This window comes from Burkholderia sp. AU28863 (genome assembly GCF_002223195.1).
Taxonomy (GTDB): domain Bacteria; phylum Pseudomonadota; class Gammaproteobacteria; order Burkholderiales; family Burkholderiaceae; genus Burkholderia; species Burkholderia sola.
In genome coordinates this window covers 197,337-221,853 of sequence record NZ_NKFE01000008.1, presented here as the reverse complement: position 1 = coordinate 221,853, position 24,517 = coordinate 197,337, and the positions used below count along the sequence as shown (strand labels likewise).

The following is a 24,517-nucleotide window of genomic DNA, read 5'->3' as shown; positions in this document are numbered from 1 at the left end:
GCAGGAACGAACGACGCCGCGCCCGTCAGCCGTCCGTCGACACCGTCACGGCTTCCCACGCGCGGATTTCGTCGTCCAGCGCCGCAAGCTTGTCGCGCACGAGGCGCAGCGCGTCGCTGCCGAGCAGCAGATGCGCCGGCGGATGGTCCGCTGCCATCACGGCGAGCATCGCCCGTGCGGCCTTCGCGGGATCGCCCGGCTGCTTGCCGCTTTTTTCCTCGCGCGCGCGGCGGATCGGATCGAACAGCGCGTCGTAGTCGGCGATCGAGCGCGGCGTGCGCGCCATCGAGCGGCCGGCCCAGTCGGTGCGGAACGAACCCGGCGCGACGGCCGTCACCGCGATGCCGAACGGCTCGAGCTCCTTGCCGAGGGTCTCGGAAATGCCCTCCAGCGCGAACTTGCTGCCGCAGTAGTACGCGATGCCCGGCATCGTGATGTGCCCGCCCATCGACGTGATGTTCAGGATGCGGCCGCGCCGGCGTTCGCGCATGAACGGCACGACGGCCTTCATCATCGCGACCGCGCCGAACACGTTCACGTCGAACTGCCGCCGCATCTCGTCGAGCGGCGACTCCTCCATGATCCCTTCGTGCCCGTAACCCGCGTTGTTCACCAGCACGTCGACGGGCCCGACGTTCGCCTCGATGTCCGCGACGACGCCGTCGATGCGCTCGAAGTCGGTCACGTCGAGCACGCGCGCGACGGCCGCCTGCGCGGACAGCGCTTCGAATTCGCGCGCCGCCTGCGCGCTGCGCACCGTGCCGACCACCGTGTGACCGGCGGCCAGCGCTTCCTGGGCCAGCGCGCGGCCGAAACCGCTGCTGACGCCGGTAATGAGCATGATGTTGCCGGATGCCATGCGAGCTTCTCCCGAATGTGGATTGGAGCGTGCATACTAGTCTGATGAACGACGCCGAATAAGCCCGATTCCGCTTATTTTCTTGCACAAAACTATGAGCACCGCACCCGTCTCCACCCGACCTCCGGCGCTGTCGCCGCGTGACCGAAAGCGCCTGGTGACGCTGCTGCGCGCGCTGGCGCCCAACGAAGGCTACAACCTGACCGCGCTGCCGAGCGTGCGCGTCCTGCGCTCGAACCGCGCGCTGTCGCGCACGCCGGTGCTGTACGACCCGGGCATCGTGATCGTGTGCCAGGGGTTGAAGCGCGGTTACTTCGGCGGCGAGCGCTATCTGTACGACGAACACCATTACCTGGCCGTCTCCGTGCCCGTTCCGTTCAGCATGGAAACCGACGCGACACCCGAGCGCCCGCTGCTCGCGCTGTACCTGCACCTCGATTTCACGCTGGCCGCCGAACTCGCCGCGCAGATCGACCGCGCCGGCGTCGCGGAAACCGTGCAGGCGCCGAAGAGCATGATGTCGACGCCGATGGATGATGCGATGCACGCATCGGTGCTGCGTTTCGTCGACGCGATGCAGCGGCCGCTCGACGCCGCGGTGCTCGGCCCGGCGCTGCTTCGCGAGCTGTATTTCCGCGTGCTGACCGGCGCGCAGGGCAACGCGATGCGCGGCGCGCTGGCGATGCGCGGGCAATTCGGCCGGATCGGGCGATCGTTGCGCATGATCCACGCCGATTACGCGCGGCCGCTCGACGTGTCGCAACTGGCCGGCGAAGCCGGCATGAGCGTGCCGAGCTTTCACAGTCACTTCAAGGCGATCACGCAGGTGTCGCCGATGCAGTACCTGAAATCGACGCGCCTGCATCAGGCGCGGTTATTGATGGTGCGGCAGGACCTGACGGCGGAAGCGGCCGGCTACGCGGTCGGCTATACGAGCCCGTCGCAGTTCAGCCGGGAATTCAAACGCCTGTTCGGCTTGACGCCGGCGAAGGAAGCGCAGCGCATGCGCGCGAACTTCGCGATTCCGGAAGCGTTCGACGATGCGAGGTTCGTGTCGTCGCATTGATACGTGCGGAAACCGGCCGCGACGCACGCGTTCATCACGCCGCACCGAGCGTCAGGCCGGCCAGCGCCGGTCACGCCGCGAATGTCCTGCGGCCGATCCGCCCGGCAGCAGCAGCCGGCACGTTCGCCGTCCGCGTATTGCTGCGGCCGATCCGCATTCAGCAGCGCGGCGAACCGGAACGCGACAATTTCCCCGGCTCAACCGACGGACGTCGGTTCGCCCGCGGCATCGGCGCTCAGGCGTGCTGCCCCGACCCACGCGGCCGCCGTCACCGCACCGGCCGCGACGATCATCATCGCGCCCCACCCGATCCGTTCGACGAGCATGCCTGCCGCTGCGGCGCCGCCGGCGCCGGCCGCGTAATACAGCGTCAGGTATGCGGCGTTCAACGCACCGGCGCGCGCCGGCTGAATCGCCACGACACGGGCCTGGTTCGCGACCTGGGCGGCGAAACAACCGGCATCGAACAGCGCGAGCCCGACGCCCAGCCAGCCCGGATGACCGAGCGCAACGCCAAGCAGCAACGTGGAAAGCGCAGCCACGGCGAGCCCGCCCCCGATCACCGCACGATCGCCGAAGCGATCCGTGAGCTTGCCGGCCCCCCGCGTCACGCCCAGGCCGAGCACGCCGGCGAGACTGTATGCGCCGATCGCGGCCGCCCCGAGGTTGTACGGCGGCGCGGCCAGACGAATCGCCAGTCCCACCCACACCAGATTGAACGCGAAGAACCACAGCATGCCGGCGCCGGTGCGGCGCCTCAATGCGGCGCTGTCGCGCAACAGCCGCGGAATCGCGCCGATCGTGGCAGCGCGGCCGGAACGCCCTTCGGGGCGATCGCCGGGCAACAGCACGCCGCTGCCGACGGCCGCCAGCGTCACGCAGCCGGCCAATGCGAGCAGCGCGCCGCGCCATCCGCACCATTGCGACAACGCGCCGCCGACGAAACGGCTCAGCAGGATCCCGGCGGAAATCCCCGCGGAGACGACGCCCATTGCCCCGCCGCGCCGCTGCGGGTCTGCGTGCTTCCCGACGACCGCGCTGCATTGCGCGGCGACCGTCGTGGCCGCCCCCACCAACACGAAGCAGGCATCGAGCGCGAGCGGCGTCGACGACAGCGACGCGCACGCGAGCAATATCGCGAGCACGCCCAGTTGCGCCGGAATGAGCGTGCGCGGACCGAACCGGTCGACCAGCGGAACGAGCAGCGCAAGGCCGGCCAGATAGCCGAGCATCGTCACGGACGCGAGGGTCGCCATCCGCGCGGCCGGCACGCCGAAGTCGTCGGCCATCGCCGACAACGACGGCTGCAGCGCATAGCCGTTGGCGCTCGCGACGCCCGCCGCGAGCGCGAGCATCGCGATCGCGGGGCGGGACAGGGACGCGTGCGGGCCGGCGACCGTCATGCGGCGGTCCGGACCGCGATCGCCTCGACCTCGACGCGAATCTCGGGATCGACGAACGGCAACGCATGGACCAGCGAGAACGCCGGCCGGATATCGCCGTAGATCTCGCCGTGCGCCCGCGCCGCGTCTTCCCAATGGTCGAAATCCGCGACCACCAGCCGGCTCTGGACGACATCCGACAACGCGAATCCGCTGTCCGCGAGGACCTTGCCGAGCGTCGCCAACGCATCGCGCGTCTGCGCATATACGTCGTCGCCTTTGCCTGCCGTCCCCGACACGTAGATCGTGTTGTCGACGACCACTGCACGCGAATAGCCCACCTTGGGCTCCCACGGGGAGCCGGTACTGATCCGTTGACGCATCGTGTTGATCCTCTTCGGTAAGGTTCGGAAATCTCACTTACTACTTCGGTAGTAAGTGAGATCGATTCTATACTACTCCGGTAGTTAATCAAGCCCGTCCGTGACGCCCGTCACGGCCATTCAAGTCCATCCACATGAACGAAAACGCGGAACTGATCACGTCATTGATCCGGCTCGGCTTTACGCAATACGAGGCGCAGGCGTACGCGGCGCTCGTCGGGCAAGCCGCGCTGACGGGTGCGGAAGTCGGCCGGCGCGCCGGCATGCCGCCATCGAAGGTCTACGAGACGCTCGGCCGCCTGGAGGCGCGCGGCGCGGTGCTCGTCAACCGGTCCGAGCCGGTCCGCTATGCAGCCGTGCCGCACCGATCGCTGCTGGAAGAATTGCGCACGCGCTTCAACGCGGATCTCGAACTGGCGGCGGGCGCGCTCGACCGGCTGCCGGTGCGGCAAGAGCCGGGGCTGGTCTGGTCGTTGAGCGGACGCGAGGCGATCGTCAGCGCATTCGCGCGCGTGATCGACCAGGCGAAAACGGAGATCTTCGCGGGTGTGTGGGACGAGGAAATCGACGCCCTGGGGCCGCCGCTCGAAGCGGCCGCGGCGCGCGGCATCGATACGCACGTGGCGATCTACGGCAATCGCACGCTCGACGGGCCGCGCCACTACGACATGGCCCAATGCGGCGCCAGCGCGAGGCTGCGGCTCTCGGGGCGGCGGCTCGCCGTCGCGGTCGCGGACAACACCGAGGCAGTGGTCGCGGAATTCGGCGACCAGTCGCCCGACCATGCGACGCAGACGACCAATCCGGTCATCGCGCTGCTCGCGGTCGAGTACATCAAGGCCGACGTGAGCGGCCGCGTATTGATCGACGCGATGGGGCCGGCGGAATACCGGAAAGTGCTGAAGCATCCCGACCTGCAGGCGATGCTTGCACCGCTCGACAAGCAGGGCTGATCCGCACGAGATACCGATGACCCGATACACCTTCCGCCTGCTGAACGTCTTCGCGGAATCGACGTTCGGCGGCAACCCGCTTTGCGTGTTCGACGATGCGCGCGGCATGGACGACGCGACCATGCAGGCGCTGGCCGTGCAGTTCAACCTGTCGGAGACGACCTTCGTGCTGCCGTCCGAGCGGGCGCATGCACGCGTGCGCATCTTCACGCCCGGCTACGAGATGGCTTTCGCGGGCCATCCTACGCTCGGCACCGCGCACGTCGTGCGCGACCTGCTCGAGGCAGGCGACGCGCTGTCGCTCGAATTCAAGGCCGGCGTCGTCGACGTCACCGCGCGCGCCGACGTGTGGACCCTCATCGCGCCGCACGCCGGCATGCCGAACACGGCGCCGTGCGCGCTGTCCGATGCGCGGGCCGCGGCCCTGTTCGGGCTTGCCGAGGACGACCTGCTCGCGCCGCCGCTGTGGGTCGACACCGGCGCCGACCAGTTGCTGGTCGCGCTCAAGGATCCGGCTGCCGTGCGGCGCGCGCAGCCCGACGGCGCGCACCTCGACATCTGGCCGCGAAGCAGCCTCGGCCGGAAGACCGCCTATGTGTTCGCGTTCGACGCCGAACGCCCGGGAACGGTCGTGGCCCGCTACTTCTTCGTGAAGCAAGGCGGCGGCGTATCGGAAGATCCGGGCACCGGATCGGCCTGTGCGAACCTGGGCGGGTGGTTGCTCGCCGCCGGGCACGATCTGCCGGCCGCGTTTCGCGTCGAGCAAGGCGAAGCCGTCGGCCGGCCTTGCCTGCTGCGGTTGTCGGTCGATGCGGCGGGCGAAATCGGCGTCGGCGGGCGCGTGATCGAAATCGGGCGCGGCACGATCAACGTGTGATCGCCGCGCGCCCGCCAGCGCCGACGGTCATCGCGCGCCCACCCGCCACACCGTCACTTCGTGCAGCGTGTCGCCCGGCTTGAGCACCGTCGACGGGAACGCCGGACGATTCGGCGAATCGGGAAAATGCTCGGCTTCCAGTGCGAACGCATCGGTTTGCCGGTAGGCCGTGCCGCCCTTGCCCGCGACGCTGCCGTTCAGGCCGTTGGCCGTATAGAACTGCAGCCCCGGCTGCGTCGTGTACAGCTCGAGGAAACGCCCGGACGCCGGGTCGTAAGCGCGCGCGGCAAACGCGGGCGCCGGCTGGCCGCCCTGGTCCAGCACCCAGTTCTGGTCGTAGCCGTGCGCGATCGCGAGCTGCGGATACGCGTCGCGCAAATGCGCGCCGATCGGCGTCAACTGGCGCAGATCCATCGGCGTGCCCGCGACGCTCGCCAGTTGCCCCGTCGGAATCGACGTATTGTCGGTCGGCGTGAAACGCGATGCGGCGATCTCGATCAGTTGCCGTTCGACGCTGCCGCCGGCCTGCCCCGCCAGATTGAAGTAGCTGTGATTGGTCAGGTTCACGACCGTGTTCTTGTCGGTCGTCGCGCGGTAGTCGATGCGGATCTCGTCGTCGCGGGTCAGCGTGTAGGTCACGTCGGTCGTCAACGTGCCGGGGAAGCCGTTCTCGCCGTCGGGGCTCACGTAGCGCAGCGTGACGCTCGAACCGGTCGCATCGCTGTGCGTGCCGGTGACCTTCCATACCTTCGCGTCGAAACTGTCGGGGCCGCCGTGCAGCGTGTTCGGTCCGTCGTTGACCGGCAGCGTCCACGTCCTGCCGTCGAGCGCGAAACGCCCGCCCGCGATGCGGTTCGCATACCGGCCGATCAGCGCGCCGAAATGGATGTTGCCGTTGTGCGCTTCGTAGTCGCGCAGCGAATCGAAGCCGAGCACGATGTCGGCAACGTGGCCGGTGCGGTCCGGCACGTCGAGCGCCGTCACGATGCCGCCGTACGTGATCACTTTCAGCGTCACGCCGTGCCGGTTCGCGAGCGTGTACTGGCTCACCGCCTGCCCGCTCGCGGTCGTCCCGTAATCCGAGCGGCTGATCGACACCTCGGCCGCCGCCGATGCGATGGCGGCATGAAAGCCGAACGTTGCGAACACACCTATCGCGAGCATCGATTGTCGCGGCCAGCGTCGTTTCATGAAGACCTCCAAAGTGATGCGGCCCGTGCCGGCGTGCAAGTTGCATGCCGGCACGTCGCCGCGTTTGCTATGCTGCGCGCATCGTCCACCCGAGCCGGTCGCCGCCATGAACGCCGTCACCCCCGATATCGAGCGCACGCTGCGCGCCGCCTGTGATGTGTGCTTCGGCACGGCGGCCGTGTGGCCGCTCATCGAGCGCGCATACAGCGAGCCGCAGCGCTTCTATCACACGCTCGCCCATCTGGCGGAACTGTTCGCGCACCTCGCGCCGTATCGCGCGGAACCGCTATGGCCGGCCATCGAACTCGCGGCATGGGCCCACGATGCCGTCTATGCGACGACGCTGCCGGACTACGCGGACAACGAACCGCGCAGTGCGCAATGGCTCGTGCAGGTCACGAACGCGCACTGTACCGCGTCATGGTTGCACGCGCACGCATCGCATGTATCCGTTGCGTCCGATCTCGTCCTCGCGACGCAGTCGCACCGGCTGCCTGAAACGTTCGCCGCCGATCCGACATTGCAGCGCGCGGGACAGCTTTTTCTCGACGCCGATCTCGCGATCCTCGCGGCCGCGCCGGACCGGCTTCGCGAATACGACCGCGCAATTGCACGCGAGTGGGCGCAGGATCCCGATGCGCCATCGACAAGCTTCCGCATCGGCCGCAAGCAGGCGCTCGAACATCTGCGCGAGCAGGTTCCCCTGTTTCGCTCGGCGGAATTCGCGCCGCTCGAGCCGCGCGCGCAACGCAATCTCGACACGCTGATCGACTTCTACGCGTAGGCGCCGGGCACGTCGCGACGGACCGGCGCGCCCCGCCTCCGCGTCGCGACGATCACGTATGGTCCGCGCGCCACCGGCGTGGCGTGACACCGGTCAACCGCATGAAGGTTCGCGAGAAATGGCTCTGATCGGCGAAGCCGCACGCAACGGCGATCATGCTCAACGGCACGTTCGGATTGCGCATCCATTCCTTCGCCCGTTCGACGCGCTGCACGATGAGCCAGCGATGCGGCGGCAGCCCGGTCGTTCGATGAAACGCCTTGACGAAATGGCTGCGGGACAGCCCGCACGCGCTCGCGACGTCGGCCAGCCCGATGTTGCCGTCGAGGTGCTCGAGCAACAGCTCCTGCGCACGGCGCGCCTGCGACGGCGTGAGCTTGCCGTCCGACCTTTCCCGCCGTTCGCCGACGCCGCCGTAACGGTGAGCGACGTGTGCCTGAAACGCCAGCCCGACATGATCGATGAAGATCTGCGATGCCTCGCCCGGCCGGGCCAGCGCCGGCAGTAGCGACTGGCCGAGCGCATGGACGATCGAGTCGTGGGTGCTCAGATGCGGCGGCAGGTAAAGCTGCGGCCGCCGCCGGCCGCCGAGGTCGTCGACCGTTTCCTCGAGCGTGTGGCGCGGCAGATGGAAATGCAGGCAATCGAACGCGCCCTGGAGGTCGGCCACCCAGCGACGATCGAGATCGTAGATCGACACGGTTCCCGCGTCATACGGAACGAACGGTGCGGGGCGGCCATCGAGCCACAGATCCTGTTCGCCGAACGGACGCAGCTGCAATACGATGAGATCCGTATTCTCGAGTTCGTAGGGTGCGGTCAGCCCCGAGTTCCTGCGCAAGCTCTGGAGTCGGACGATACCGATTTGCCCGTGCGGCAACGCTTGCGTGACGACGGTCTGCCTGACGTCGGCCGGGATGAAATCGGACGATGCGGTATCCGGCTGAGGGGCGCTCATGGGGCGATGCGGGGTGGCGAATGACGATACCCGCCACTCTAGCAAATCGCGGCGACGCACGCTGCTCGCGCCGTAGCGGCACTGGTATGATGCGCCAGCCACCTCTACGGGAATTCGCAATGAAGCTGTCATTCGAAGCGCTCGAAGCCCTGGACGCGATCGACCGCACCGGAACCTTTGCCGAAGCAGCGGAACTGCTGCATCGCGTGCCGTCGGCGCTGACCTACCTGGTGCAGAAACTCGAAAGCGATCTCGGCGTGGCGCTGTTCGACCGCAGCGGACGGCGCGCGAAGCTCACGCATGCGGGACGCATCGTCGTCGAGGAAGGCCGGCGCCTGCTGCGCGCGGCCGAACAACTCGAAATGAAGGCACTGCGGGCGCAACAAGGCTGGGAAACGGAAGTCCGCGTCTGTATCGATGAAATTCTGCCGTTCGACGCGCTGTGGCCGTACGTGCACCGGTTCTACGCGCTCGGGATGGACACGCGGCTGCGTTTGTCGACCGAAGTGCTCGGCGGTGCGTGGGATGCGCTGATTTCGCGCCGGGCCGATCTCGTCGTCGGCGCGGCGGGCGAACCGCCGGAATTGCCGGGCATCGTCGCGCGGCCGATCGGCTCGCTGAAACACGTGTTCGCGGTCGCGCCGTCCCATCCGCTCGCGTCGATGCCCGAACCGCTGGCGATGGCGTCGGTCGTCCAGTATCGCGGCGCGGTGATCAGCGATACGTCGCGCGAATTGCAGCCGCAGTCGGTCGCGATCGATGCGGGCCAGCCGACCCTCGCGGTACCGACGCTGGCCGCGAAACTCGAAGCGCAATGCGAAGGGCTCGCGGTCGGCACCCTGCCGGAATGCATCGCGGCGCGTGCGATCGCCGACGGCAAGCTGGTCGCGCGCCAGGTGACGGGCATGCGCGACACCACGCACTGCTATCTCGCGTGGCGCGGCGACGAGGCGGGCCGCGCGCTGCACTGGTGGGTCGAGCAACTCGACCAGCCCGATCTCGTCGAGCGTTTCACGACGCCGGACTGACGCGCCCGTTCACGGGGCGCCGGCCGCCGGAGCCGCACGCGCGTCAGCCGAGCGAATCGTGCAGCCGCTTCATTTCCTTCTCGAGCCAGCCGATCAGGCTGAACCCCGCGTGCGCCTTCTCGACCGGCGGAATCATCATCCTCTCCTCCGTCGCGATATGGGCGGTGAGCGACTCGCACATCAGCCTGCCGAGCGCCGGCTTCCTGCCGATCAGCGCCGACAGATCCTCGCTGCGAAGCTGATGCACGGTCATCGCGGTCACTGCATGGACGGTCGCGTGAAGCCGCGTGCCGGCGAGCACGACCGACTGCCCGATCGCATCGCCCGGCGCCATCCGCCGGACTTCGACGTCGCCGGACGCGCCCGGCACGAACACCGCCGCGACGCCCGATTCGACGATCGTCAGCACGCGCGACTCCGAATTCGACGCATAGATCACGTCGCCCTTGCCGAACGAACGCGATATCAACGCATCGGCCAGCACGGCCAGATCGTCGTCGTCGACGCACGCGAACAATTCGACCGCACGCAACAGCAGCAGCCGACGCGATACCGGATGCCCTTGCGATGGCGATGCGAACGCCGGCGCCGGCCCGCCAAGCGGCCGCCACGCGACGCCCGCCGCGGCCAGATGCCGATGCGCGAGATCATAGAGCGCGTTGCGCACGGTCGTCTTCTTCTGTAGCGCATCGACGTAGCAGACGAGTTCGTACTGGATCGCGTTCGCGCGGAACGCCTTCACGACCGCGATCGGCGCCGGGCACGCGAGCACGTCGAGCGAACTCGCCGCGGCCCGTTCCAGCGCGCCGACGGCGACGGCCGGCCGCACCGCGGGATCGAGGTCGAGCGCGAGCGTGACGCCGTGCAGGCCGGCCGGCTCGCTGAGGTTCACGATGGTGGCGCGCGCCGCCGCGCTGTTCGGCACGACGACCAGGTTGCCGAGGCTGTCGATCAGCTTCGTCGATCGCCAGTTGCTCTCGACGATCCGCCCTTCGAGCTCGCCGATCGACACCGTGTCGTCGAGCCGGAACGGTTGCGTGGTGTTCAGCACGAGCCCCGAGAACACGTCGTTCAGCGTGTTCTGGAGCGCGAGACCGAGGATCACCGCGACGGCGCCGGAGGTCGCGACCAGGCCGCTCAACGGCAGGCCGAGCACATAGCCGAGCGCGGCTACCGCGGCCGCGCCGAACACGATGCCCGCGGCGATATCGTGAAAGAGCCGCTGGCTGTGCCACGCACGCGGCAGCAGCAGATGATTGAGCAGCAGGCTGAACACGATCGCGCACTGGAGCCACCACGCGATGCAGACGGCCTGGACCACGATCCGGTCGAGCCCGCCGAGCGACGCGGGAACGGCGAGCGGGCTGACGCCGGTCGCGAACAGCACGACGCTCAACGCGGCGAACGCCGCGCAGCGCCGGATGGCGCGAACCACGGGGCGATCGCGCGCGAACAGCCGCCACGCGGCGAGATCGGCGAGCACGATCGGCGCGCCGTAGACCGCCGTATCGGAGAAATTCAACATGTCGGATCGCAAGCGCGGCGCGCGAAAAGGGGGAAGCGGCAGCACGTCGGTCGCCGCGGGAACGGAATCGTCAGGCACATCGCGTGCTGCCCGCCGACGCGCGGGCTGCGGCTAGTCACGCCGACGCACGACGCCCGGCAACGGCAACACATAGCGGCCGGCGCCCGCGATCGCGATCGTGCCGAACAGGATCAGCAGCATCCACGCGAACTGCGCATCGCGCAGCGGCCAGTCCGGGTGGACGAACACCAGCGCGACGAGCGTGACGATCATCACCGGCAGCGCCGCCAGCCTCGGGTACAGACCGACGATCATGAAGATCGGGCACACGACCTCCGCGAAGATCGCGAACAGGATCGACAGCGTGCGGCCGAGATGGAACGGATCTTCGATGGCCGCGGCTTCGGCCGTGTAATGGACGATCTTCGGCAAGCCGTGCACCACGAGCAGCAGCACGCTGGCGGCGACACGCAGGAACAGCAGGCCGAGGTCGGTCGCGCGACGGGAAAGGTCCGGTTGGTCAGGTTTCATGCGGCGGTTCGTCGATTGAGCGGGATGCGCGGCCGCGCGCACGCCGGGCGTTTCGCCGCGCCGGCGTTCATTGGGGTCGCGCGATGTCGGCGAGCGCACGGGGTCGGCGCGCACGCGTGCCGACGAAGTGCGGGGCGCCCTCCGTTCAGGCAATCTACGCGTGCCGCCCGCCGCCGTCCTGTAACCGGGCTGAATCGTTCTGAAACGCGGCGGACACGCGCGAACCCGGCGTCACGACTCGCGCGACGGCAGCTCGGCCTCGGCCGCATCGAGTCCGAGCGCATGCACCTCCGACCACGCATCGTGCGCAACCTGTGTCGACCCCGCGGTATGCGCGAGCGCGGCCGCATACGCGGCCAGCAACCGCACGCGCGCATCGTCGGACACCGGGGTCGCGTCTGCGTCGCGCATCGCATCGAGCGCGACGCGCGCCCGCTCGCGGCATTCGTCGACGAGCGACAGGTCGAACAGGCAAGGCACCGCGACGGCCGCGAGCGCGATGCCGAGCGCCGCGTCGCCCTGCGCCGAAAACGCCCAGTCGAGCGCGGCCCGCAGATTGCCGAGTTCGCGCCGCACCGCATCGAGCCGGGTCGTGCCGTTCGCGTCGCTGCGCAGCTCGTCGCCACCGTGGGCCGCGCGCCGGAACAATGCGAGGAAGTAGGTCGCATGCGCGCGCGCGGCAGCCGCCCCCTCGCCGTGACTGTCGAGCTGCTGTTGCGCGTAGGCCCGCGTGGTCGTCAGCAGCCGGTAGCGCGGCGCGCCGTGTGCGGTCTCGAGGATCAGCAGCGACTTCGACACGAGGCCGGCGATCGTATCGAGCAGGTCGGCGCCGGCCAGCCCGTTGGCGCCGACGACCTCGCGCACGGCCTCGATCGAGAAGCCGTCGCGAAACACGCCGAGCCATCGGAGCAGCAGGCGCTCGGCCTCCCCGAGCAGCCGGTAGCTCCAGTCGTACATCGCCTGCAGCGTCTGATGACGCGGCAACGCGGTGCGAAAACCGCCGGTCAGCAGCCGAAAGTGATCGTCGAGATGGGCGGCCAGCACGTCGATGCCCAGCACGGCGGCGCGGGCCGCGGCCAGCTCGATCGCGAGCGGCAGGCCGTCGAGGCGGCGGCAGACCGACGCCATCAACGACAGGCTGCGCGCATCGAGCGGAAAACGCGGATCGGCCGCGCGCGCACGCGCCGCGAACAACTGCACCGCGCTCGCGCGCATCGCCTCGTGATCGCCGGCCCCTTCGTCGGGCACGTCGAGCGGCGGCACCGGACACACGCGCTCGCCGTGGATGCGCAGCGATTCCCGGCTCGTCGCGAGCACGCACAGCCCGTCGTCCGCATCGGTGAGCGCGCTCGCGATCTGTGCGGCGGCGTCGAGCAGATGCTCGCAATTGTCGAGCACGAGCAGCATCCGCCGACGCGCGACGCTGGCGAGCACCGCTTCGAGGGTCAGCGACCCGATCGGCTGCGTGATGCCGAATGCGCCGGCGAGCGCATCCGGCACGAAGCGCGGACACGCGACGGTGGCGAGCGAAACGAACACGGTGCCTTCCGGAAAGCGCGCGTCGGCGCGCGCCGCCGCTTCGATCGCGACCCGTGTCTTGCCGATGCCGCCGGCGCCGACCAGCGTCACGACGCGCGCGCCCTGCAGGGCGGCCAGCACGTCGGCGACCGTCTGTTCGCGGCCGAACAACGCGCTCGGCGCAGCGGACGGCCGCCACATCGCGGGACGCACGGGCGCGTCGCCGTCGTCCTGCCCGACGACCAGACGATAGCCGCGGCCGGGCACCGTCACGATCAGGTTCCGGTCGCCGGCCAGCGCCTTGCGCAGCGAGGCGATGTGCACCTGCAGGTTGTTTTCCTCCACCACGGTGTGCGGCCATACGCGCTGCATGATGTCGTCTTTCGATACCAGCGCGCCGTTCGCCCGAATCAACAGCTCGAGAATTTCGAATGCGCGGCTGCCGATGCGCAGCAGCTTGCCGTTCGAACGAATTTCACGTCTGTCGAGAAAAACGTGAAGTGTTCCAATCCGGATCATGAGAATTTCTTGAGGGTGACATTCAACGGCGCCCCGCTGAAATCGGGGGCCGGTTCGGTATCAATGCTACGGTATTTGCATGGTCGAATGATTCAAATTATCAGAATGAACGGCACGATTTTTTTGAAATGACGAAAAATGCCGCCCCGAAGCGCTGCCTTGCGCCCCCGCACCGAAATGCGGCAGGGCCGCGCACGTTTCATGTGCAAATCGTGGATGCGCCGATAAATACGATTTCGTTATATCAGACGAAATGTTTTTTGATCGGAGCAATGCGCCGCATTGTTCGTTTTGATTGACCGGCCGGTTTATTTTCAGACGCCTTTATTGTGCCGGCCGACTATCCGTCCGTCGGCGCGCTTGCCCGCGTTTGCGGCGCGATTCGCCGCGCGGCGCGGGCTCAGGCCCGCGCGAACGCCAGCAGTTCGTCGTTCAGCCTGGCCGCGTGCGTCAGGTAGAGCCGTGCGGGCCGCCTTCGTAGACGCTCAGCGTCGCATGCGGGACCCGTTTCGCGGTGGCGGCGCCGGTCAGTGCGAGCGGCGCCGTCTGGTCGTCGTCGCCATGAATCACCCGCGTCGGCACGTCGAATCGTTGCAGGTCGGCACGGAAATCGGTCTCGGAAAACGCGCGTACGCAATCGAGCGTGCCCTTCAGTCCGCCCTGCAGCGCCATGACCGACGTCCAGCCGAGCGCCGCGCGCGACACCGTCGAGCCGTCGCGGTTCGAACCGGTAAAGAGCGGCCAGAAACCGTCGAAAAACGCCGCGCGATCGGCCACGATGCCCGCGCGAATGCCGTCGAATACCGCGACGTCCACACCTTCCGGATGATCGTCGCGGCGGACGACGAGCGGCGTCACCGAGCCGATCAGCACCGCCTTCGCGATGCGGCGCGTGCCGTGCCGGCCGATGTAGCGGGCCACCTCGCCGCCGCCCATCGAAAAGCCGACGAGCGTCACGTCGTGCAGGTCGAGCGTCTCGAGCAGCGTCGCGAGATCGTCGGCCAGCGTGTCGTAGTCGTATCCGCTCCACGGTTGGCCGGACCGCCCGAAGCCGCGCCGGTCGTATGCGATGCAGCGCAGGCCGTGCGACGCGAGATGATGCATCTGCACGTCCCACATGTCGGCGTTCAGCGGCCAGCCGTGAATGAACACGACCGGGCGGCCGCTGCCCCAGTCCTTGTAGTGAATCGACACGCCGTCGCGGGTGGTGAACGTGCTCATGAGGGTTCCTTTCAGGCAGGAAAGTCGCGGCCGCGCACGCGGCCGAAGCGTGCGGCGCGGTGCGTCATGCCCGGGACTGCCGCGCGACGAACTGCTCGAGCGCCGTCGCGAGGACCATCTCGCGGCAGTTCGCGGGGCGTTTCTCGCCGCGCCACTGGGGTTTGTAGATCGCGTCGCCGATCCGGATCGGCTGCCCGGTGAGCGCGCAGCGCGCCAGCCTGCGCGCCTTCGCGCAGATCCAGCGTTGTTCGTCGTAGCGGCAGCGCGTCGGATCGCTCCACGACACCAGCATCGACGAATCGGTCTGCCGCTCGACGGCGACGATCGCGCTGCGGCGGCGCACGTCGCCGCTCGACGGCACCGGCGCATCGTCCCGATGCGGGCGACGCGAGCCGTCCGTCTCCCGCGCGCGCGGCATCGGCAGCATCCGGACGCCCGCGACGGGCAGCGGTCCGAGCGACGTGATCATGTGCTCCCAGCGATTGAAGGCGTCCATGGCGGCATATCCAGGCAGGTGACGGGCGGAGCGGGCCCGCCGGCCCGTTCGCGTGGCGCGCAACGTGTGCCGGTGACCCGATGTTGACGATAGTCGCCGTGCGCTGAAGAGTCCCTGTCCCGCGCTTAATTTTTCTGCAGCGCGGCAAATCCGCGCGCGGCGCCGCGGCGTTCAAGAAAATTCAGCCGGATTTCAGTACGGCGCGCATCGCGCCGGGATACGCTCCCGACGGCATTCGTTCGTCCGCGCGCGCCAGTCGACGCGCGGCAGCGCACGCCGGACGGCTGCCGGGCGGGATGGCCGCGGCCGGCCGCCACCGATCCACCATCCCGTGCGGCCTCGCCGCCGCCTACCTCAGGAGTCCAGATGCATCCCGAACAGACCGATGCCGTTGCGTCGGCCCGCCGCCGCGACATGCTGCTCGCCGGCGCGACGGCCGTTGCCGCGGCCGCGCTGCCCGCGATGGCGGCCGCCGCCGGCACGCCGTCCCCAAGCCCCTCTTCAGTCCATGCAGGAGCGCAGACGATGAACACGATCACGACCAAGGACGGCACGCAGATCTACTTCAAGGACTGGGGTAGCGGCCGCCCGGTCGTGTTCTCGCACGGCTGGCCGCTGTGCGCGGACGCGTGGGATGCGCAGATGCTGTTCCTCGTCCAGCGCGGCTATCGCGTGATCGCGCACGACCGCCGCGGTCACGGCCGCTCCAGCCAGCCGTCGCGCGGCAACGACATGAACACGTACGCGGACGATCTCGCCGCGCTGCTCGACGCGCTCGACGTGCGCGAAGCCATGCTCGTCGGCCACTCCACCGGCGGCGGCGAAGTCGCGCGCTATATCGGCCGCCACGGCACGAAGCGCGTGGCGAAGGCCGTGCTGATCGGCGCGGTGCCGCCGCAGATGGTGAAGTCGCCGACCAATCCGGGCGGCCTGCCGATGGAAGTGTTCGACGGCATCCGCAAGAACGTCGCGGAGAACCGTTCGCAGTTCTACAAGGATCTCGCCGTGCCGTTCTTCGGCTTCAATCGCCCGAACGCGAAGGTCTCGCAGGGCACGATCGACGCGTTCTGGTCGCAGGGGATGATGGGTGGCATCCATGGCCAGTACCTGTGCGTGAAGGAGTTCTCGGAAGTCGACTACACCGACGACCTGAAGAAATTCGACGTGCCGACGCTCGTGCTGCACGGCGACGACGACCAGATCGTGCCGATCGACGATTCGGCCCGGCTGTCGTCGAAGATCGTCAAGCACGCGGTGTTGAAGGTGATCGAGGGCGGCTCGCACGGCATGTGCGTCGTGAGCGCCGACCGCATCAACGCCGAATTGCTCGCGTTCCTGCAGGCGTAAGCACGCCGTCTGCCGCGGCGGCGCACATGTCGCCGCGACGGATGCTGCACACACGCCGTTCAGGAATTTTCAGGAAATTTCAGATCGCCCGGTGCGACGCTCACGGCGCCCGCACCGGGCGCAGCAGGATGCCGAGCAGCGCGCCGGCGAGCGCGAACGCCATCGCCACGCGGAAGTTGTCGGCCAGCGCGAGCGTGGTAGCCTGCACGCGCACCGCGCGATCGACGAGCGCATAGGTCGCCTGGTTGCCCGTCGCGAACGTGGCGCCGTGCGCGACCAGCGACGCCGCGCCGGCCCGCAGCCGTTCGAGCGTTTCCGGATCCGACAGCGACACATGCAGACCGACCAGATTCGAATGGGTAGCCTCCCTGATCCGCTGAATCACCGCGATCGACGTCGTGCCGAGCTGTCCGCTCAGCAGGCGCGTCGCCTGCACGACCGCGCCGAACGTCAACGCATGCTCGGCCGTCACGTGCTTGCCAAAGAAGAAGATGACCGACGTGAGCGCCATCGTCTGGCCGAGCGCCTGCAGCAGTTGCGACGGAATGAAGTCGGGCTCGGCCCAGACCGGCGTGAGCCGCGACCCGAGCGCGAACGCGATCGCCACCATCGCGAAGCCGGCGACGATCAGCCGGCGCGGGTCGACACGCTGCAGCAACAGCGCGACGCACGGCGCGAACAGCAGCTGCGGCATCGCGATCCAGCGCAGCGTATCGCCGATCTGCAGCGGGCGCAGCCCGTACGTGCTGGCGAGGAACAGCGACGGGATGAAGCTCGTGTTGAGCACGGTGAAGCGCACGAGGCCGACGAGCAGGATCAACAGCGCGATGTTGGGCCGCGCCAGATAGCCGAGATCGATGCCCGCGCGCGGCGACGCGAGTTCGTGGATCAGGAATGCGGCGATCATCAGGATGCCGACGGCCAGCAGCGCGACGATCAGCGGCGACTGCAGCCAGAACAGCCGCTCGCCCTGGTCGAGCGCGATGCACAGGCACGCGAACCCGCCCGCGCCGAGCAGCATCCCGCGTGCGTCGATGCCGGACGCGAAGCGCTTGATCGGCTCGTCGGCGAGCGACAGCATCAGGCACGCGATGAACGGCACGGTCAGCGCCGCGTTCTGCCAGAACAGCCAGCGCCAGCTCAGGTGTTCGCTGTACCAGCCTTCGAGCGTGGCAGACAGGTTCAGCGACATCTCCAGATTCATCGCATACGCGGCGATGCCGAATGGAATCAGGCGCGGCGGCAGCGTGCGCACGACGAAGCCGACCGTCAGCGGCACGAACACGCCGGACGCGAGCCCCGCGATCGCCTGGCACACGATGAACGCGCCGAATTGCGTGCAGAGGGGCAGCACGGTTTCCGCGCCGAGAAACACCACGGCGCCCGCGACCAGCACGCGGCGCGTGCCGAACATGAAGGCCGCCGCGATCGCGAGCGGCCCGACGAACATCTGCGATGCGGTGAACGCGGTGTTGATCCACGCGCCTTCGTCGAAGCCGATGCCCAGCGCGCCGCGCACGTCGGCCAACCCGAGCGACGTGATGCGCGACGTCAGCGTCGCGATGATCGCGCCGAGCAGCACGGCCGCGATCGCGGCGATCGACCGAAACGTCGGAATGTCGGAGGCCGGCCCTGCGGCCGGCGCCGGCACGGCACTGCCGGTGGCGAACGTCGTGTTCATCGTCGAGCGGCTCCCGCCTGTCAAGCTGGCGCAAGCATAACGCGGTGCGTCGAATCCTGCCCGTACGTTGGAGTTTGCCGATCATGACCCCACCCTCCTCCGCGCCGTCGCCCGCCGTGCCCGCGCGTTCCCGCAAGCCGGCCATCGTCGCGATCGCCGCGATCGCGCTGCTGCTCGTCGCATTGCTCGTGTACGAGTTCGACGCACGCGATCGCGGCACCGACGACGCGTACGTGACCGGCCACCTGCACGTGATCTCGCCGCGCGTCGCCGGCACGGTCGAACGTGTGCTCGTCGACGACAACCAGTTCGTGCACGCGGGCGACGCGCTCGTGCAGATCGATCGGCGCGACTTCGACGTGCGCGTCGCGGCGCAGCGCGCACGCGTCGCCCAGGCGCATGCCGATGCGAGCCGCGCCCGCGCGCTGATCGAGCAGGCGGACGCGGCGCTCGTGTCGGCGCACGCCGATGCCGAAAAGGCCGAACTCGATTACGCGCGTGCACGCGAACTGACCCGCGAGACACCGCGCGGCTTGTCGAAGCAGGAGTTCGACGCGGCCGACGCCGCACGCAAGTCCGCCCGCGCGCGCGTCGCGGCGGCCGATGCGCAACGGCGCAGCGCCATCGCCGCCGCTCAGGCCGCCGACGCCGCGTCGAGCCAGAACGATGCCGAGTTGCGCGACGCACTGCTGCAGCTCGGCTACACGGCGGTCGTCGCGCCGTCGGACGGCTATGTCGGCAAGAAGACCGTCGAGACCGGCGAGCATGTCGCGCCCGGCCAGGCGCTGCTCACGCTGGTCGAGCCGCATCCGTGGATCGTCGCCAATTTCCGCGAGACGCAGCTGCGGCACGTGCGCGCCGGCGACGCCGTGCAACTGCGCTTCGATGCGTTGCCGGAGCGCGCGTTCAGCGGCCGCATCGACAGCCTGTCGCCCGCGACCGGCGCGCAGTTCGCGCTGCTGCCGCCCGACAACGCGACCGGCAATTTCACGAAGGTCACGCAGCGCGTACCCGTGAAGATCCTGCTCGACGGTCCGGCCGCGACGGAGCCGCGCATCCGGCCCGGGCTGTCGGTCGTCGTCACGCTGCAGCACAGCGGCGCAGCGCAATGAAGCGCGCCTTCGCCGTGCTCGCCGCGAGCCTGCTGGCCGCATGCTCGATCGCGCCGCAGCCGCTCGCGCCCGTTCCGGTCGGACACGACGGGTTCCGCCATGCCGATCCGTCGACCGATGCGCGCGCGCCGTCGCTCGCCGCGTGGCCCGCCGGGTTCGGCGACCCGCAGCTCGGCCGCCTCGTCGACGTCGCGCTCGCGCACAACCTCGATATCCGCGCGGCGGCCGCGCGCGTCGACCAGGCGCAGGCGCTGCTCGGCGTGCGCGAGGCCGCGCTGGCGCCGACCGTGCGCGTCGACCCGTCGTTCAGCCGTACGCGCGTATCCGGCACGGTCGACAACGCGCTGCCGAAGCGCACGATGCACAACTGGTCGGTTCCCGTCGCCGCGAGCTACGAAGTCGATCTATGGGGGCGCTTGCGCGGCGATGCCGACGTCGGCGAACAGAACGTGCTGCAGGCGGCGGCCGACCGCGATGCGGTGCGTCTGCGGGTGGCGACCGAAGTCGCGATCGACTACCTGACGCTGCGCTACGTCGACGACGATCTCGTGACGCTCACGCGCGCGATCGCGCTGCGGCGCACCGCGCTCGACGTGATCGCCGCGCGCGTGCGGGCCGGCGCGGCGAGCGATCTCGACGGGCTGCGCGCGTCGGCCGATCTCGATACCGCGCAGGCCGATCTCGCGGAGAGCCGCCGGCTGCGCGAGAACCTCGTCGACGCGATCGCGGTGCTGACCGGCGTGTCGCCGACCGCGTTCGACGTCGACACGGGCGCCGTGCCCGTGCAGGTGCCGGATGTGCCGGCCGGGCTGCCGTCCGCGCTGCTCGCCCGACGCCCGGACGTATTCGCGGCGGCACGGCGCGCCGACGCGGCGTCGCTCGAGCTCGGCATCGCGCGCACCGCGTGGCTGCCGACGCTGACGCTGACCGCCGACGGCGGTTTCGCCACCCGCGACCTGCGGTCGTTTCTCGACCGCAACAGCTCGCTGTGGAGTCTCGGCGCGAACGTCGCGCTGACGCTGTTCGACGGCGGCAAGCGCGACGCGGCGGTGGCCGCCGCGCGGGCCGGCACGGACGTCGCCGACGCCAACTATCGCGCGACCGCGATCGGCGCATTGCGCGACGTGCAGGATGCGCTCAACGACATCGCCGCGCAAAAGGAGCGGATCGTGCGCTACGACCATGCGGCGCGCGCGACGGACGCGGCGGCGCGGCTGTCGCTGAGCCGCTACGCGCACGGTTACGTCAGCTACCTGGAAGTGATCGACGCCGATCGCGATGCGCTGAATGCGCGGCGCCAGCTGATTCACAGCCGGCAGGCGCTGGCCGTCGCGACGGTGAGCCTCGTGCGCGCGTTGGGCGGCGGATGGACGCCGCCGGCGCGCGCCGGCCGGGACGGGTTACGCGGCGCGACGCAGGCCGACGCGCGGTGAATGCATCGAACGGCCCGCGAGCGCGTCACGCGCCCGCGAGCCGATGGGCATCCTCGCCGAGAAACCGGTGCACGAAGGTCACGGCCATCGCGCCTTCGCCGACCGCCGACGCGACGCGCTTGACCGATCCCGATCGCACGTCGCCGGCCGCGAACGATCCCGGCACGCTGGTTTCCAGATGGTACGGCCGGCGTTCGAGCGGCCATACGCGCTCGAACGCCGGACAGTCGTACAGGTCGCCGCCGGTCACGAGATAACCGTCCGGATTGCGGATGATGTCGGTGTCCTTCGCCCACTCGGTATTCGGCGCGCCGCCGATGCACACGAACAGGCGCGTGGCCGGCAGCCGTTCGAGCGTGCCGTCCGCCGAGCGAAGCTCGATCGCGTCGAGCCAGCCGTCGCCGTGCAGCGCGGCGACGCTCGACCGGTAGCGCACCTCGATGTTCGGCGTCCGCTCGATCCGGTCGATCAGGTAGCGCGACAGCGTGTCGGCAAGCGACGCACCGCGCACGAGCATCGTCACCTGACGCGCATGCCGCGCGAAATTCATCGCGGCCTGGCCGGCCGAATTGCCGCCGCCGACGATGAACACCTGCTCGCCCGCGCACATCGGCGCTTCGCTCGACCCGGCGCCGTAGAACAGCCCCGCATTGAGAAACGCCGGCTCCTCCGGCAGCCCGAGGCTGCGATATTCGATGCCGGTCGCGCAGATGTTCGCGCGCGCGACCAGGATCGACCCGTCGGCGAGCTCGACGCGGATCTTGCCGTCGACGAACGTCGCATGCACGCCCTCGCGCATCGTCAGCAGCTCGACGCCGAACTTCACCGCCTGCTCGCGCGCGCGTTCCGCGAGCTCCGCACCCGGGATGCCGTCGGGAAAGCCCATGTAGTTCTCGATCAGCGAACTCGTGCCGGCCTGCCCGCCTATCGCGCCGCGCTCGATCACGACCGCACGCAGCCCCTCGGACGCCGCGTAGACCGCCGCCGACAGCCCGGCCGGCCCCGCGCCGTAGATCGACACGTCGTATTCGACGAAGCGCGGGCGCGCGATCCAGCCGAGCCGCGCGGCGATCTCGGCCAGGGTCGGCTGGTACAGGCGCGAGCCGTCCGGAAAGATCACGACCGGCAGCCGGATGTCGCGCAGCGGCGCGATGCCGAGCACCTGCGCGCAGTCCGCGTCGGATGTCAGCTCGCACCAGTCGTACGCAATCATGCGCCGCTGCAGGAAATCGCGAATCGCGTACGCATCCCTGCTGTGCGGCAGGCCGACGATCCGCAGGTGTTGCGGTTGATCCATGAGCGCCTCCCGATGATGTCGATGTCGAATGCGGTCCGGCCGGTGCCCCGCCGGACGCATCCGCGACTGTACGCCGCCGCCGCGCGCCGCGCGGGCCGCTTCATGACAATTAAGGTGCGGCCGCGACGCGACGCTGCACAATGCCGCGTACCCCTCCCGCTTGCGGCTTCGCGCCGGCCGTGCCGCAAACGTCGCTCCCGCGCCGGCACCGGAGCGCAAGATGGCCAACGCCTGTACGCATCTCGACGAAGCACGCGTGTTCGACACCGACAAGGACTACTGTGAGGCATGCATCCGATCGGGCAGCCGCTGGGTGCATTTGCGGATGTGCCTGATCTGCGGGCACGTCGGCTGCTGCGACTCGTCGCCGAATCGCCACGCGAGCCGGCATTTCCACGAAACCGGCCACCGGCTCGTCCGCTCGATCGAGCCCGGCGAGCGCTGGATCTGGTGCTACGCGGACGAAGTCGTCGCCGGCGAAGTTCCGTCGTAACGGGACACGCGGCGCCATCGGCGCCCGTTCATCCCCGATTCGCCCCCGATTCCGGGCCAAGGGTTAACACGACTCGATCACGGCTTTGCGCTACGCCGTTTTCGGCCTAGAATTTATCGAACGATAACTTATCCTTCGATAAACAAGAGGTTCGTCATGCCCGTATCCCGACTCGCGCATTACTCGATCCGCACGCCCGATCTCGACGCATCGTGCCGCTTCTACGAACGCGTGCTCGGCTTCAGACGCGGCTACCGCCCGCCGTTCGACTTTCCGGGCGCGTGGCTCTACCTCGGTGACGACGAAGCCGATTACGGCACGGTCCACCTGATCGGCATCGATCCGGCCAACCCGAACGGGCTCGCCGCGTATCTCGGCGACAAGCCCGTGCCGGCCGCGGGCACCGGCACCGTCGACCACATCGCGTTCGTCGCGACCGGCGTCGAGGCGATGTGGCGCACGCTGCGTGCCGAGCACGTCGCATGGCGCGACCGCACCGTGCCGAGCCTCGGATTGCATCAGGTCTTCATCGAGGATCCGTCCGGTGTGACGATCGAACTGAACTACCCGGCCGCCGAAGTCGCCGGCCTCGACATGCGCGGCGCCGCAGCGGCCGCCGCTACCCGTGGAGACTGACATGCGCACCCATTCGACGCATCGCAAGGCCGCCATCGTCGGCGGCTCGCTGGGCGGGCTGTTCGCCGCGAACCTGTTGCTGCGCAACGGCTGGGACGTGGACGTGTTCGAACGCGTGCCCGACGCGCTGTCCGGCCGCGGCGCCGGCATCGTCACGCATCCGGAGCTGTTCGACGTGCTGCGCGCGGCCGGCGTGCGCATCGACGCATCGATCGGCGTGAACGTCGAATCGCGCGTCACGCTCGCGCGGGACGGCTCGCTCGCATCCGAGCGGCAACTGCCGCAGACGCTGACCGCATGGAGCAAGATGTACCACGTCCTGCGCGCCGCGCTGCCCGACCAGCACCATCACGCGGGGGCCGTCGTCGCCGACGTCGCGGACGGGCCCGAGCACGCCACCCTCACGCTGGCCGACGGGTCGGTCGTGCATGCCGACCTCGTCGTCGCGGCCGACGGCTTCCGTTCGGCGATCCGTGAACGATTCCTGCCGGACGCGCGCCTGCAGTACGCGGGCTACGTCGCGTGGCGCGGCCTCGTCGACGAGCGCGAACTGTCCGGGCGCACGCACGCGGCGCTGTTCGACAAGTTCGCGTTCGGCCTGCCGCCGCGCGAGCAGATCCTCGGCTACCCGGTCGCCGGCCAGCACAACAGCACGCGGCCCGGCGAGCGCCGCTACAACTTCGTGTGGTATCGCGCGACCCGCGAGGACACCGACCTGCCGAACCTGCTCACCGACGCGACGGGCAAGCTGTGGGCGACCGGCATTCCGCCGACGCTGATCCGCCGCGACGTGCTCGCCGACATGGAAGACGCCGCGCATGCATTGCTCGCGCCGCAGTTCGCGGAAGTCGTGTCGCGTGCCGCACAGCCGCTGTTCCAGCCGATCTACGACCTCGAGGTGCGGCGCATGGCGTTCGGCCGCATCGCGCTGCTCGGCGATGCGGCATTCGTCGCGCGGCCGCACTGCGGGATGGGCGTCACGAAGGCCGCGGGCGATGCGCTTGCGCTGGTCGGCGCGCTGGCCGCGCATGCCGATCCGCTGGACGCACTGCACGCGTACAGCGAAACGCGCACGGCGTTCGGCGCCGCGATCGTGGAACACGCGCGCCATCTCGGCGCATACATGCAGGCGCAACTGAAGAACGACACCGAACGCGAGATGGCCGAGCGCTACCGCACCGCGGAAGTCGTGATGCGCGAAACGGCCGTGCCGCCGCGGTTCTGACC

Annotated in this window: 23 protein-coding genes and 1 pseudogene; 11 read left to right on the top strand and 13 right to left on the bottom strand. The window is 69.2% G+C overall.

Annotation, left to right across the window (positions count from 1 at the left end; all coding sequences use genetic code 11):
• Positions 1–25: 25 nt before the first annotated feature.
• Positions 26–859, bottom strand: a complete 834-nt coding sequence (locus tag CFB81_RS30755; protein WP_069619168.1) for an oxidoreductase — start codon at positions 857–859, stop codon at positions 26–28.
• Between the two features lie 94 nt (positions 860–953).
• Between CFB81_RS30755 and CFB81_RS30750 the strand changes: the two genes are divergently transcribed.
• Positions 954–1,925, top strand: coding sequence for an AraC family transcriptional regulator (locus CFB81_RS30750; RefSeq protein ID WP_089437670.1), 972 nt, complete (start codon positions 954–956; stop codon positions 1,923–1,925).
• Between the two features lie 197 nt (positions 1,926–2,122).
• Here CFB81_RS30750 and CFB81_RS30745 read toward each other — a convergent pair whose 3' ends face one another.
• A complete protein-coding gene (locus CFB81_RS30745; RefSeq protein ID WP_089437669.1) occupies positions 2,123–3,328 on the bottom strand; it encodes an MFS transporter in 1,206 nt (401 codons plus the stop codon).
• Positions 3,325–3,690 (bottom strand): RidA family protein, encoded by a 366-nt coding sequence (locus tag CFB81_RS30740; RefSeq protein ID WP_069619171.1) that lies wholly within the window; start codon positions 3,688–3,690, stop codon positions 3,325–3,327. Before CFB81_RS30740 ends, CFB81_RS30745 begins: the two co-directional genes overlap by 4 nt.
• Positions 3,691–3,824: 134 nt before the next feature.
• Here CFB81_RS30740 and CFB81_RS30735 point away from each other — a divergent pair, with 134 nt between their 5' ends.
• Together CFB81_RS30735 and CFB81_RS30730 are read left to right on the top strand one after the other, a co-directional pair.
• Entirely contained in the window at positions 3,825–4,643 is an 819-nt protein-coding gene (locus tag CFB81_RS30735; RefSeq protein WP_089437668.1) for a TrmB family transcriptional regulator, read from the top strand.
• A gap of 16 nt (positions 4,644–4,659) precedes the next feature.
• Positions 4,660–5,520, top strand: coding sequence for a PhzF family phenazine biosynthesis protein (locus CFB81_RS30730; RefSeq protein WP_089437667.1), 861 nt, complete (start codon positions 4,660–4,662; stop codon positions 5,518–5,520).
• 27 nt (positions 5,521–5,547) lie between these two features.
• Here the strand turns inward: CFB81_RS30730 and CFB81_RS30725 are convergent, their stop codons facing one another.
• Positions 5,548–6,711: an aldose epimerase family protein gene (locus CFB81_RS30725; RefSeq protein WP_089438138.1), complete on the bottom strand. Its 1,164-nt coding sequence runs from the start codon at positions 6,709–6,711 to the stop codon at positions 5,548–5,550.
• 106 nt (positions 6,712–6,817) lie between these two features.
• Here CFB81_RS30725 and CFB81_RS30720 point away from each other — a divergent pair, with 106 nt between their 5' ends.
• Complete coding sequence (locus tag CFB81_RS30720; RefSeq protein WP_089437666.1) at positions 6,818–7,495, top strand: hypothetical protein; 678 nt, start codon at positions 6,818–6,820, stop codon at positions 7,493–7,495.
• Positions 7,496–7,547: 52 nt separating this feature from the next.
• Here CFB81_RS30720 and CFB81_RS30715 read toward each other — a convergent pair whose 3' ends face one another.
• Positions 7,548–8,453: an AraC family transcriptional regulator gene (locus tag CFB81_RS30715; protein WP_069619175.1), complete on the bottom strand. Its 906-nt coding sequence runs from the start codon at positions 8,451–8,453 to the stop codon at positions 7,548–7,550.
• A gap of 119 nt (positions 8,454–8,572) precedes the next feature.
• Here CFB81_RS30715 and CFB81_RS30710 point away from each other — a divergent pair, with 119 nt between their 5' ends.
• Positions 8,573–9,481 carry a LysR family transcriptional regulator gene (locus CFB81_RS30710; RefSeq protein WP_069619176.1) on the top strand — a complete coding sequence of 303 codons (909 nt, stop codon included), beginning with the start codon at positions 8,573–8,575 and terminating at the stop codon, positions 9,479–9,481.
• A gap of 43 nt (positions 9,482–9,524) precedes the next feature.
• Here the strand turns inward: CFB81_RS30710 and CFB81_RS30705 are convergent, their stop codons facing one another.
• From CFB81_RS30705 to CFB81_RS36920, 6 genes and pseudogenes are all read right to left on the bottom strand, one after another.
• Positions 9,525–11,006 carry a mechanosensitive ion channel family protein gene (locus CFB81_RS30705; RefSeq protein ID WP_089437665.1) on the bottom strand — a complete coding sequence of 494 codons (1,482 nt, stop codon included), beginning with the start codon at positions 11,004–11,006 and terminating at the stop codon, positions 9,525–9,527.
• 111 nt (positions 11,007–11,117) lie between these two features.
• On the bottom strand, positions 11,118–11,537 hold the full coding sequence (locus CFB81_RS30700; RefSeq protein ID WP_069619215.1) for a DoxX family protein: 420 nt from the start codon (positions 11,535–11,537) through the stop codon (positions 11,118–11,120).
• A 231-nt stretch (positions 11,538–11,768) separates the two neighbouring features.
• On the bottom strand, positions 11,769–13,574 hold the full coding sequence (locus CFB81_RS30695) for a winged helix-turn-helix domain-containing protein (RefSeq protein ID WP_089437664.1): 1,806 nt from the start codon (positions 13,572–13,574) through the stop codon (positions 11,769–11,771).
• 400 nt (positions 13,575–13,974) lie between these two features.
• Positions 13,975–14,795, bottom strand: a pseudogene (locus tag CFB81_RS30690) (alpha/beta fold hydrolase).
• 64 nt (positions 14,796–14,859) lie between these two features.
• Complete coding sequence (locus tag CFB81_RS30685) at positions 14,860–15,291, bottom strand: DUF3331 domain-containing protein (RefSeq protein WP_069619180.1); 432 nt, start codon at positions 15,289–15,291, stop codon at positions 14,860–14,862.
• Between the two features lie 125 nt (positions 15,292–15,416).
• Entirely contained in the window at positions 15,417–15,830 is a 414-nt protein-coding gene (locus CFB81_RS36920) for a hypothetical protein (protein ID WP_373452664.1), read from the bottom strand.
• Here CFB81_RS36920 and CFB81_RS30680 point away from each other — a divergent pair.
• Entirely contained in the window at positions 15,817–16,638 is an 822-nt protein-coding gene (locus CFB81_RS30680; RefSeq protein ID WP_256122016.1) for an alpha/beta fold hydrolase, read from the top strand. The genes CFB81_RS36920 and CFB81_RS30680 overlap by 14 nt on opposite strands.
• 100 nt (positions 16,639–16,738) lie before the next feature.
• On the opposite strand, the gene CFB81_RS30675 is transcribed toward CFB81_RS30680, so the two are convergent.
• Positions 16,739–18,319, bottom strand: a complete 1,581-nt coding sequence (locus CFB81_RS30675) for an MFS transporter (protein WP_069619182.1) — start codon at positions 18,317–18,319, stop codon at positions 16,739–16,741.
• 83 nt (positions 18,320–18,402) lie between these two features.
• On the opposite strand from CFB81_RS30675, the gene CFB81_RS30670 reads away from it, so the two are divergent.
• Complete coding sequence (locus CFB81_RS30670) at positions 18,403–19,431, top strand: HlyD family secretion protein (RefSeq protein ID WP_089438137.1); 1,029 nt, start codon at positions 18,403–18,405, stop codon at positions 19,429–19,431.
• Entirely contained in the window at positions 19,428–20,864 is a 1,437-nt protein-coding gene (locus CFB81_RS30665; protein WP_089437663.1) for an efflux transporter outer membrane subunit, read from the top strand. Before CFB81_RS30670 ends, CFB81_RS30665 begins: the two co-directional genes overlap by 4 nt.
• 25 nt (positions 20,865–20,889) lie before the next feature.
• Here the strand turns inward: CFB81_RS30665 and CFB81_RS30660 are convergent, their stop codons facing one another.
• A complete protein-coding gene (locus tag CFB81_RS30660) occupies positions 20,890–22,161 on the bottom strand; it encodes an NAD(P)/FAD-dependent oxidoreductase (protein ID WP_089437662.1) in 1,272 nt (423 codons plus the stop codon).
• Between the two features lie 220 nt (positions 22,162–22,381).
• On the opposite strand from CFB81_RS30660, the gene CFB81_RS30655 reads away from it, so the two are divergent.
• The 3 genes from CFB81_RS30655 (at position 22,382) to CFB81_RS30645 (ending at position 24,515) form a co-directional block, all read left to right on the top strand.
• Positions 22,382–22,654, top strand: coding sequence for a UBP-type zinc finger domain-containing protein (locus tag CFB81_RS30655; protein ID WP_069619186.1), 273 nt, complete (start codon positions 22,382–22,384; stop codon positions 22,652–22,654).
• A gap of 156 nt (positions 22,655–22,810) precedes the next feature.
• Positions 22,811–23,290, top strand: coding sequence for a VOC family protein (locus CFB81_RS30650; protein WP_069619187.1), 480 nt, complete (start codon positions 22,811–22,813; stop codon positions 23,288–23,290).
• 1 nt (position 23,291) lies between these two features.
• The gene (locus CFB81_RS30645) at positions 23,292–24,515 is read left to right on the top strand and encodes an FAD binding domain-containing protein (RefSeq protein WP_069619188.1); all 1,224 of its coding nucleotides are present in this window, start codon (positions 23,292–23,294) and stop codon (positions 24,513–24,515) included.
• Positions 24,516–24,517: the final 2 nt, after the last annotated feature.

Bases quoted from the DNA above. Each gene is read 5' to 3' on its own strand.
- CFB81_RS30755 (WP_069619168.1), bottom strand. From the start codon at position 859: ATGGCATCCGGCAACATCATGCTCATTACCGGCGTCAGCAGCGGTTTC.
- CFB81_RS30750 (WP_089437670.1), top strand. From the start codon at position 954: ATGAGCACCGCACCCGTCTCCACCCGACCTCCGGCGCTGTCGCCGCGT.
- CFB81_RS30745 (WP_089437669.1), bottom strand. From the start codon at position 3,328: ATGACGGTCGCCGGCCCGCACGCGTCCCTGTCCCGCCCCGCGATCGCG.
- CFB81_RS30740 (WP_069619171.1), bottom strand. From the start codon at position 3,690: ATGCGTCAACGGATCAGTACCGGCTCCCCGTGGGAGCCCAAGGTGGGC.
- CFB81_RS30735 (WP_089437668.1), top strand. From the start codon at position 3,825: ATGAACGAAAACGCGGAACTGATCACGTCATTGATCCGGCTCGGCTTT.
- CFB81_RS30730 (WP_089437667.1), top strand. From the start codon at position 4,660: ATGACCCGATACACCTTCCGCCTGCTGAACGTCTTCGCGGAATCGACG.
- CFB81_RS30725 (WP_089438138.1), bottom strand. From the start codon at position 6,711: ATGAAACGACGCTGGCCGCGACAATCGATGCTCGCGATAGGTGTGTTC.
- CFB81_RS30720 (WP_089437666.1), top strand. From the start codon at position 6,818: ATGAACGCCGTCACCCCCGATATCGAGCGCACGCTGCGCGCCGCCTGT.
- CFB81_RS30715 (WP_069619175.1), bottom strand. From the start codon at position 8,453: ATGAGCGCCCCTCAGCCGGATACCGCATCGTCCGATTTCATCCCGGCC.
- CFB81_RS30710 (WP_069619176.1), top strand. From the start codon at position 8,573: ATGAAGCTGTCATTCGAAGCGCTCGAAGCCCTGGACGCGATCGACCGC.
- CFB81_RS30705 (WP_089437665.1), bottom strand. From the start codon at position 11,006: ATGTTGAATTTCTCCGATACGGCGGTCTACGGCGCGCCGATCGTGCTC.
- CFB81_RS30700 (WP_069619215.1), bottom strand. From the start codon at position 11,537: ATGAAACCTGACCAACCGGACCTTTCCCGTCGCGCGACCGACCTCGGC.
- CFB81_RS30695 (WP_089437664.1), bottom strand. From the start codon at position 13,574: ATGATCCGGATTGGAACACTTCACGTTTTTCTCGACAGACGTGAAATT.
- CFB81_RS30685 (WP_069619180.1), bottom strand. From the start codon at position 15,291: ATGGACGCCTTCAATCGCTGGGAGCACATGATCACGTCGCTCGGACCG.
- CFB81_RS30680 (WP_256122016.1), top strand. From the start codon at position 15,817: ATGAACACGATCACGACCAAGGACGGCACGCAGATCTACTTCAAGGAC.
- CFB81_RS30675 (WP_069619182.1), bottom strand. From the start codon at position 18,319: ATGAACACGACGTTCGCCACCGGCAGTGCCGTGCCGGCGCCGGCCGCA.
- CFB81_RS30670 (WP_089438137.1), top strand. From the start codon at position 18,403: ATGACCCCACCCTCCTCCGCGCCGTCGCCCGCCGTGCCCGCGCGTTCC.
- CFB81_RS30665 (WP_089437663.1), top strand. From the start codon at position 19,428: ATGAAGCGCGCCTTCGCCGTGCTCGCCGCGAGCCTGCTGGCCGCATGC.
- CFB81_RS30660 (WP_089437662.1), bottom strand. From the start codon at position 22,161: ATGGATCAACCGCAACACCTGCGGATCGTCGGCCTGCCGCACAGCAGG.
- CFB81_RS30655 (WP_069619186.1), top strand. From the start codon at position 22,382: ATGGCCAACGCCTGTACGCATCTCGACGAAGCACGCGTGTTCGACACC.
- CFB81_RS30650 (WP_069619187.1), top strand. From the start codon at position 22,811: ATGCCCGTATCCCGACTCGCGCATTACTCGATCCGCACGCCCGATCTC.
- CFB81_RS30645 (WP_069619188.1), top strand. From the start codon at position 23,292: ATGCGCACCCATTCGACGCATCGCAAGGCCGCCATCGTCGGCGGCTCG.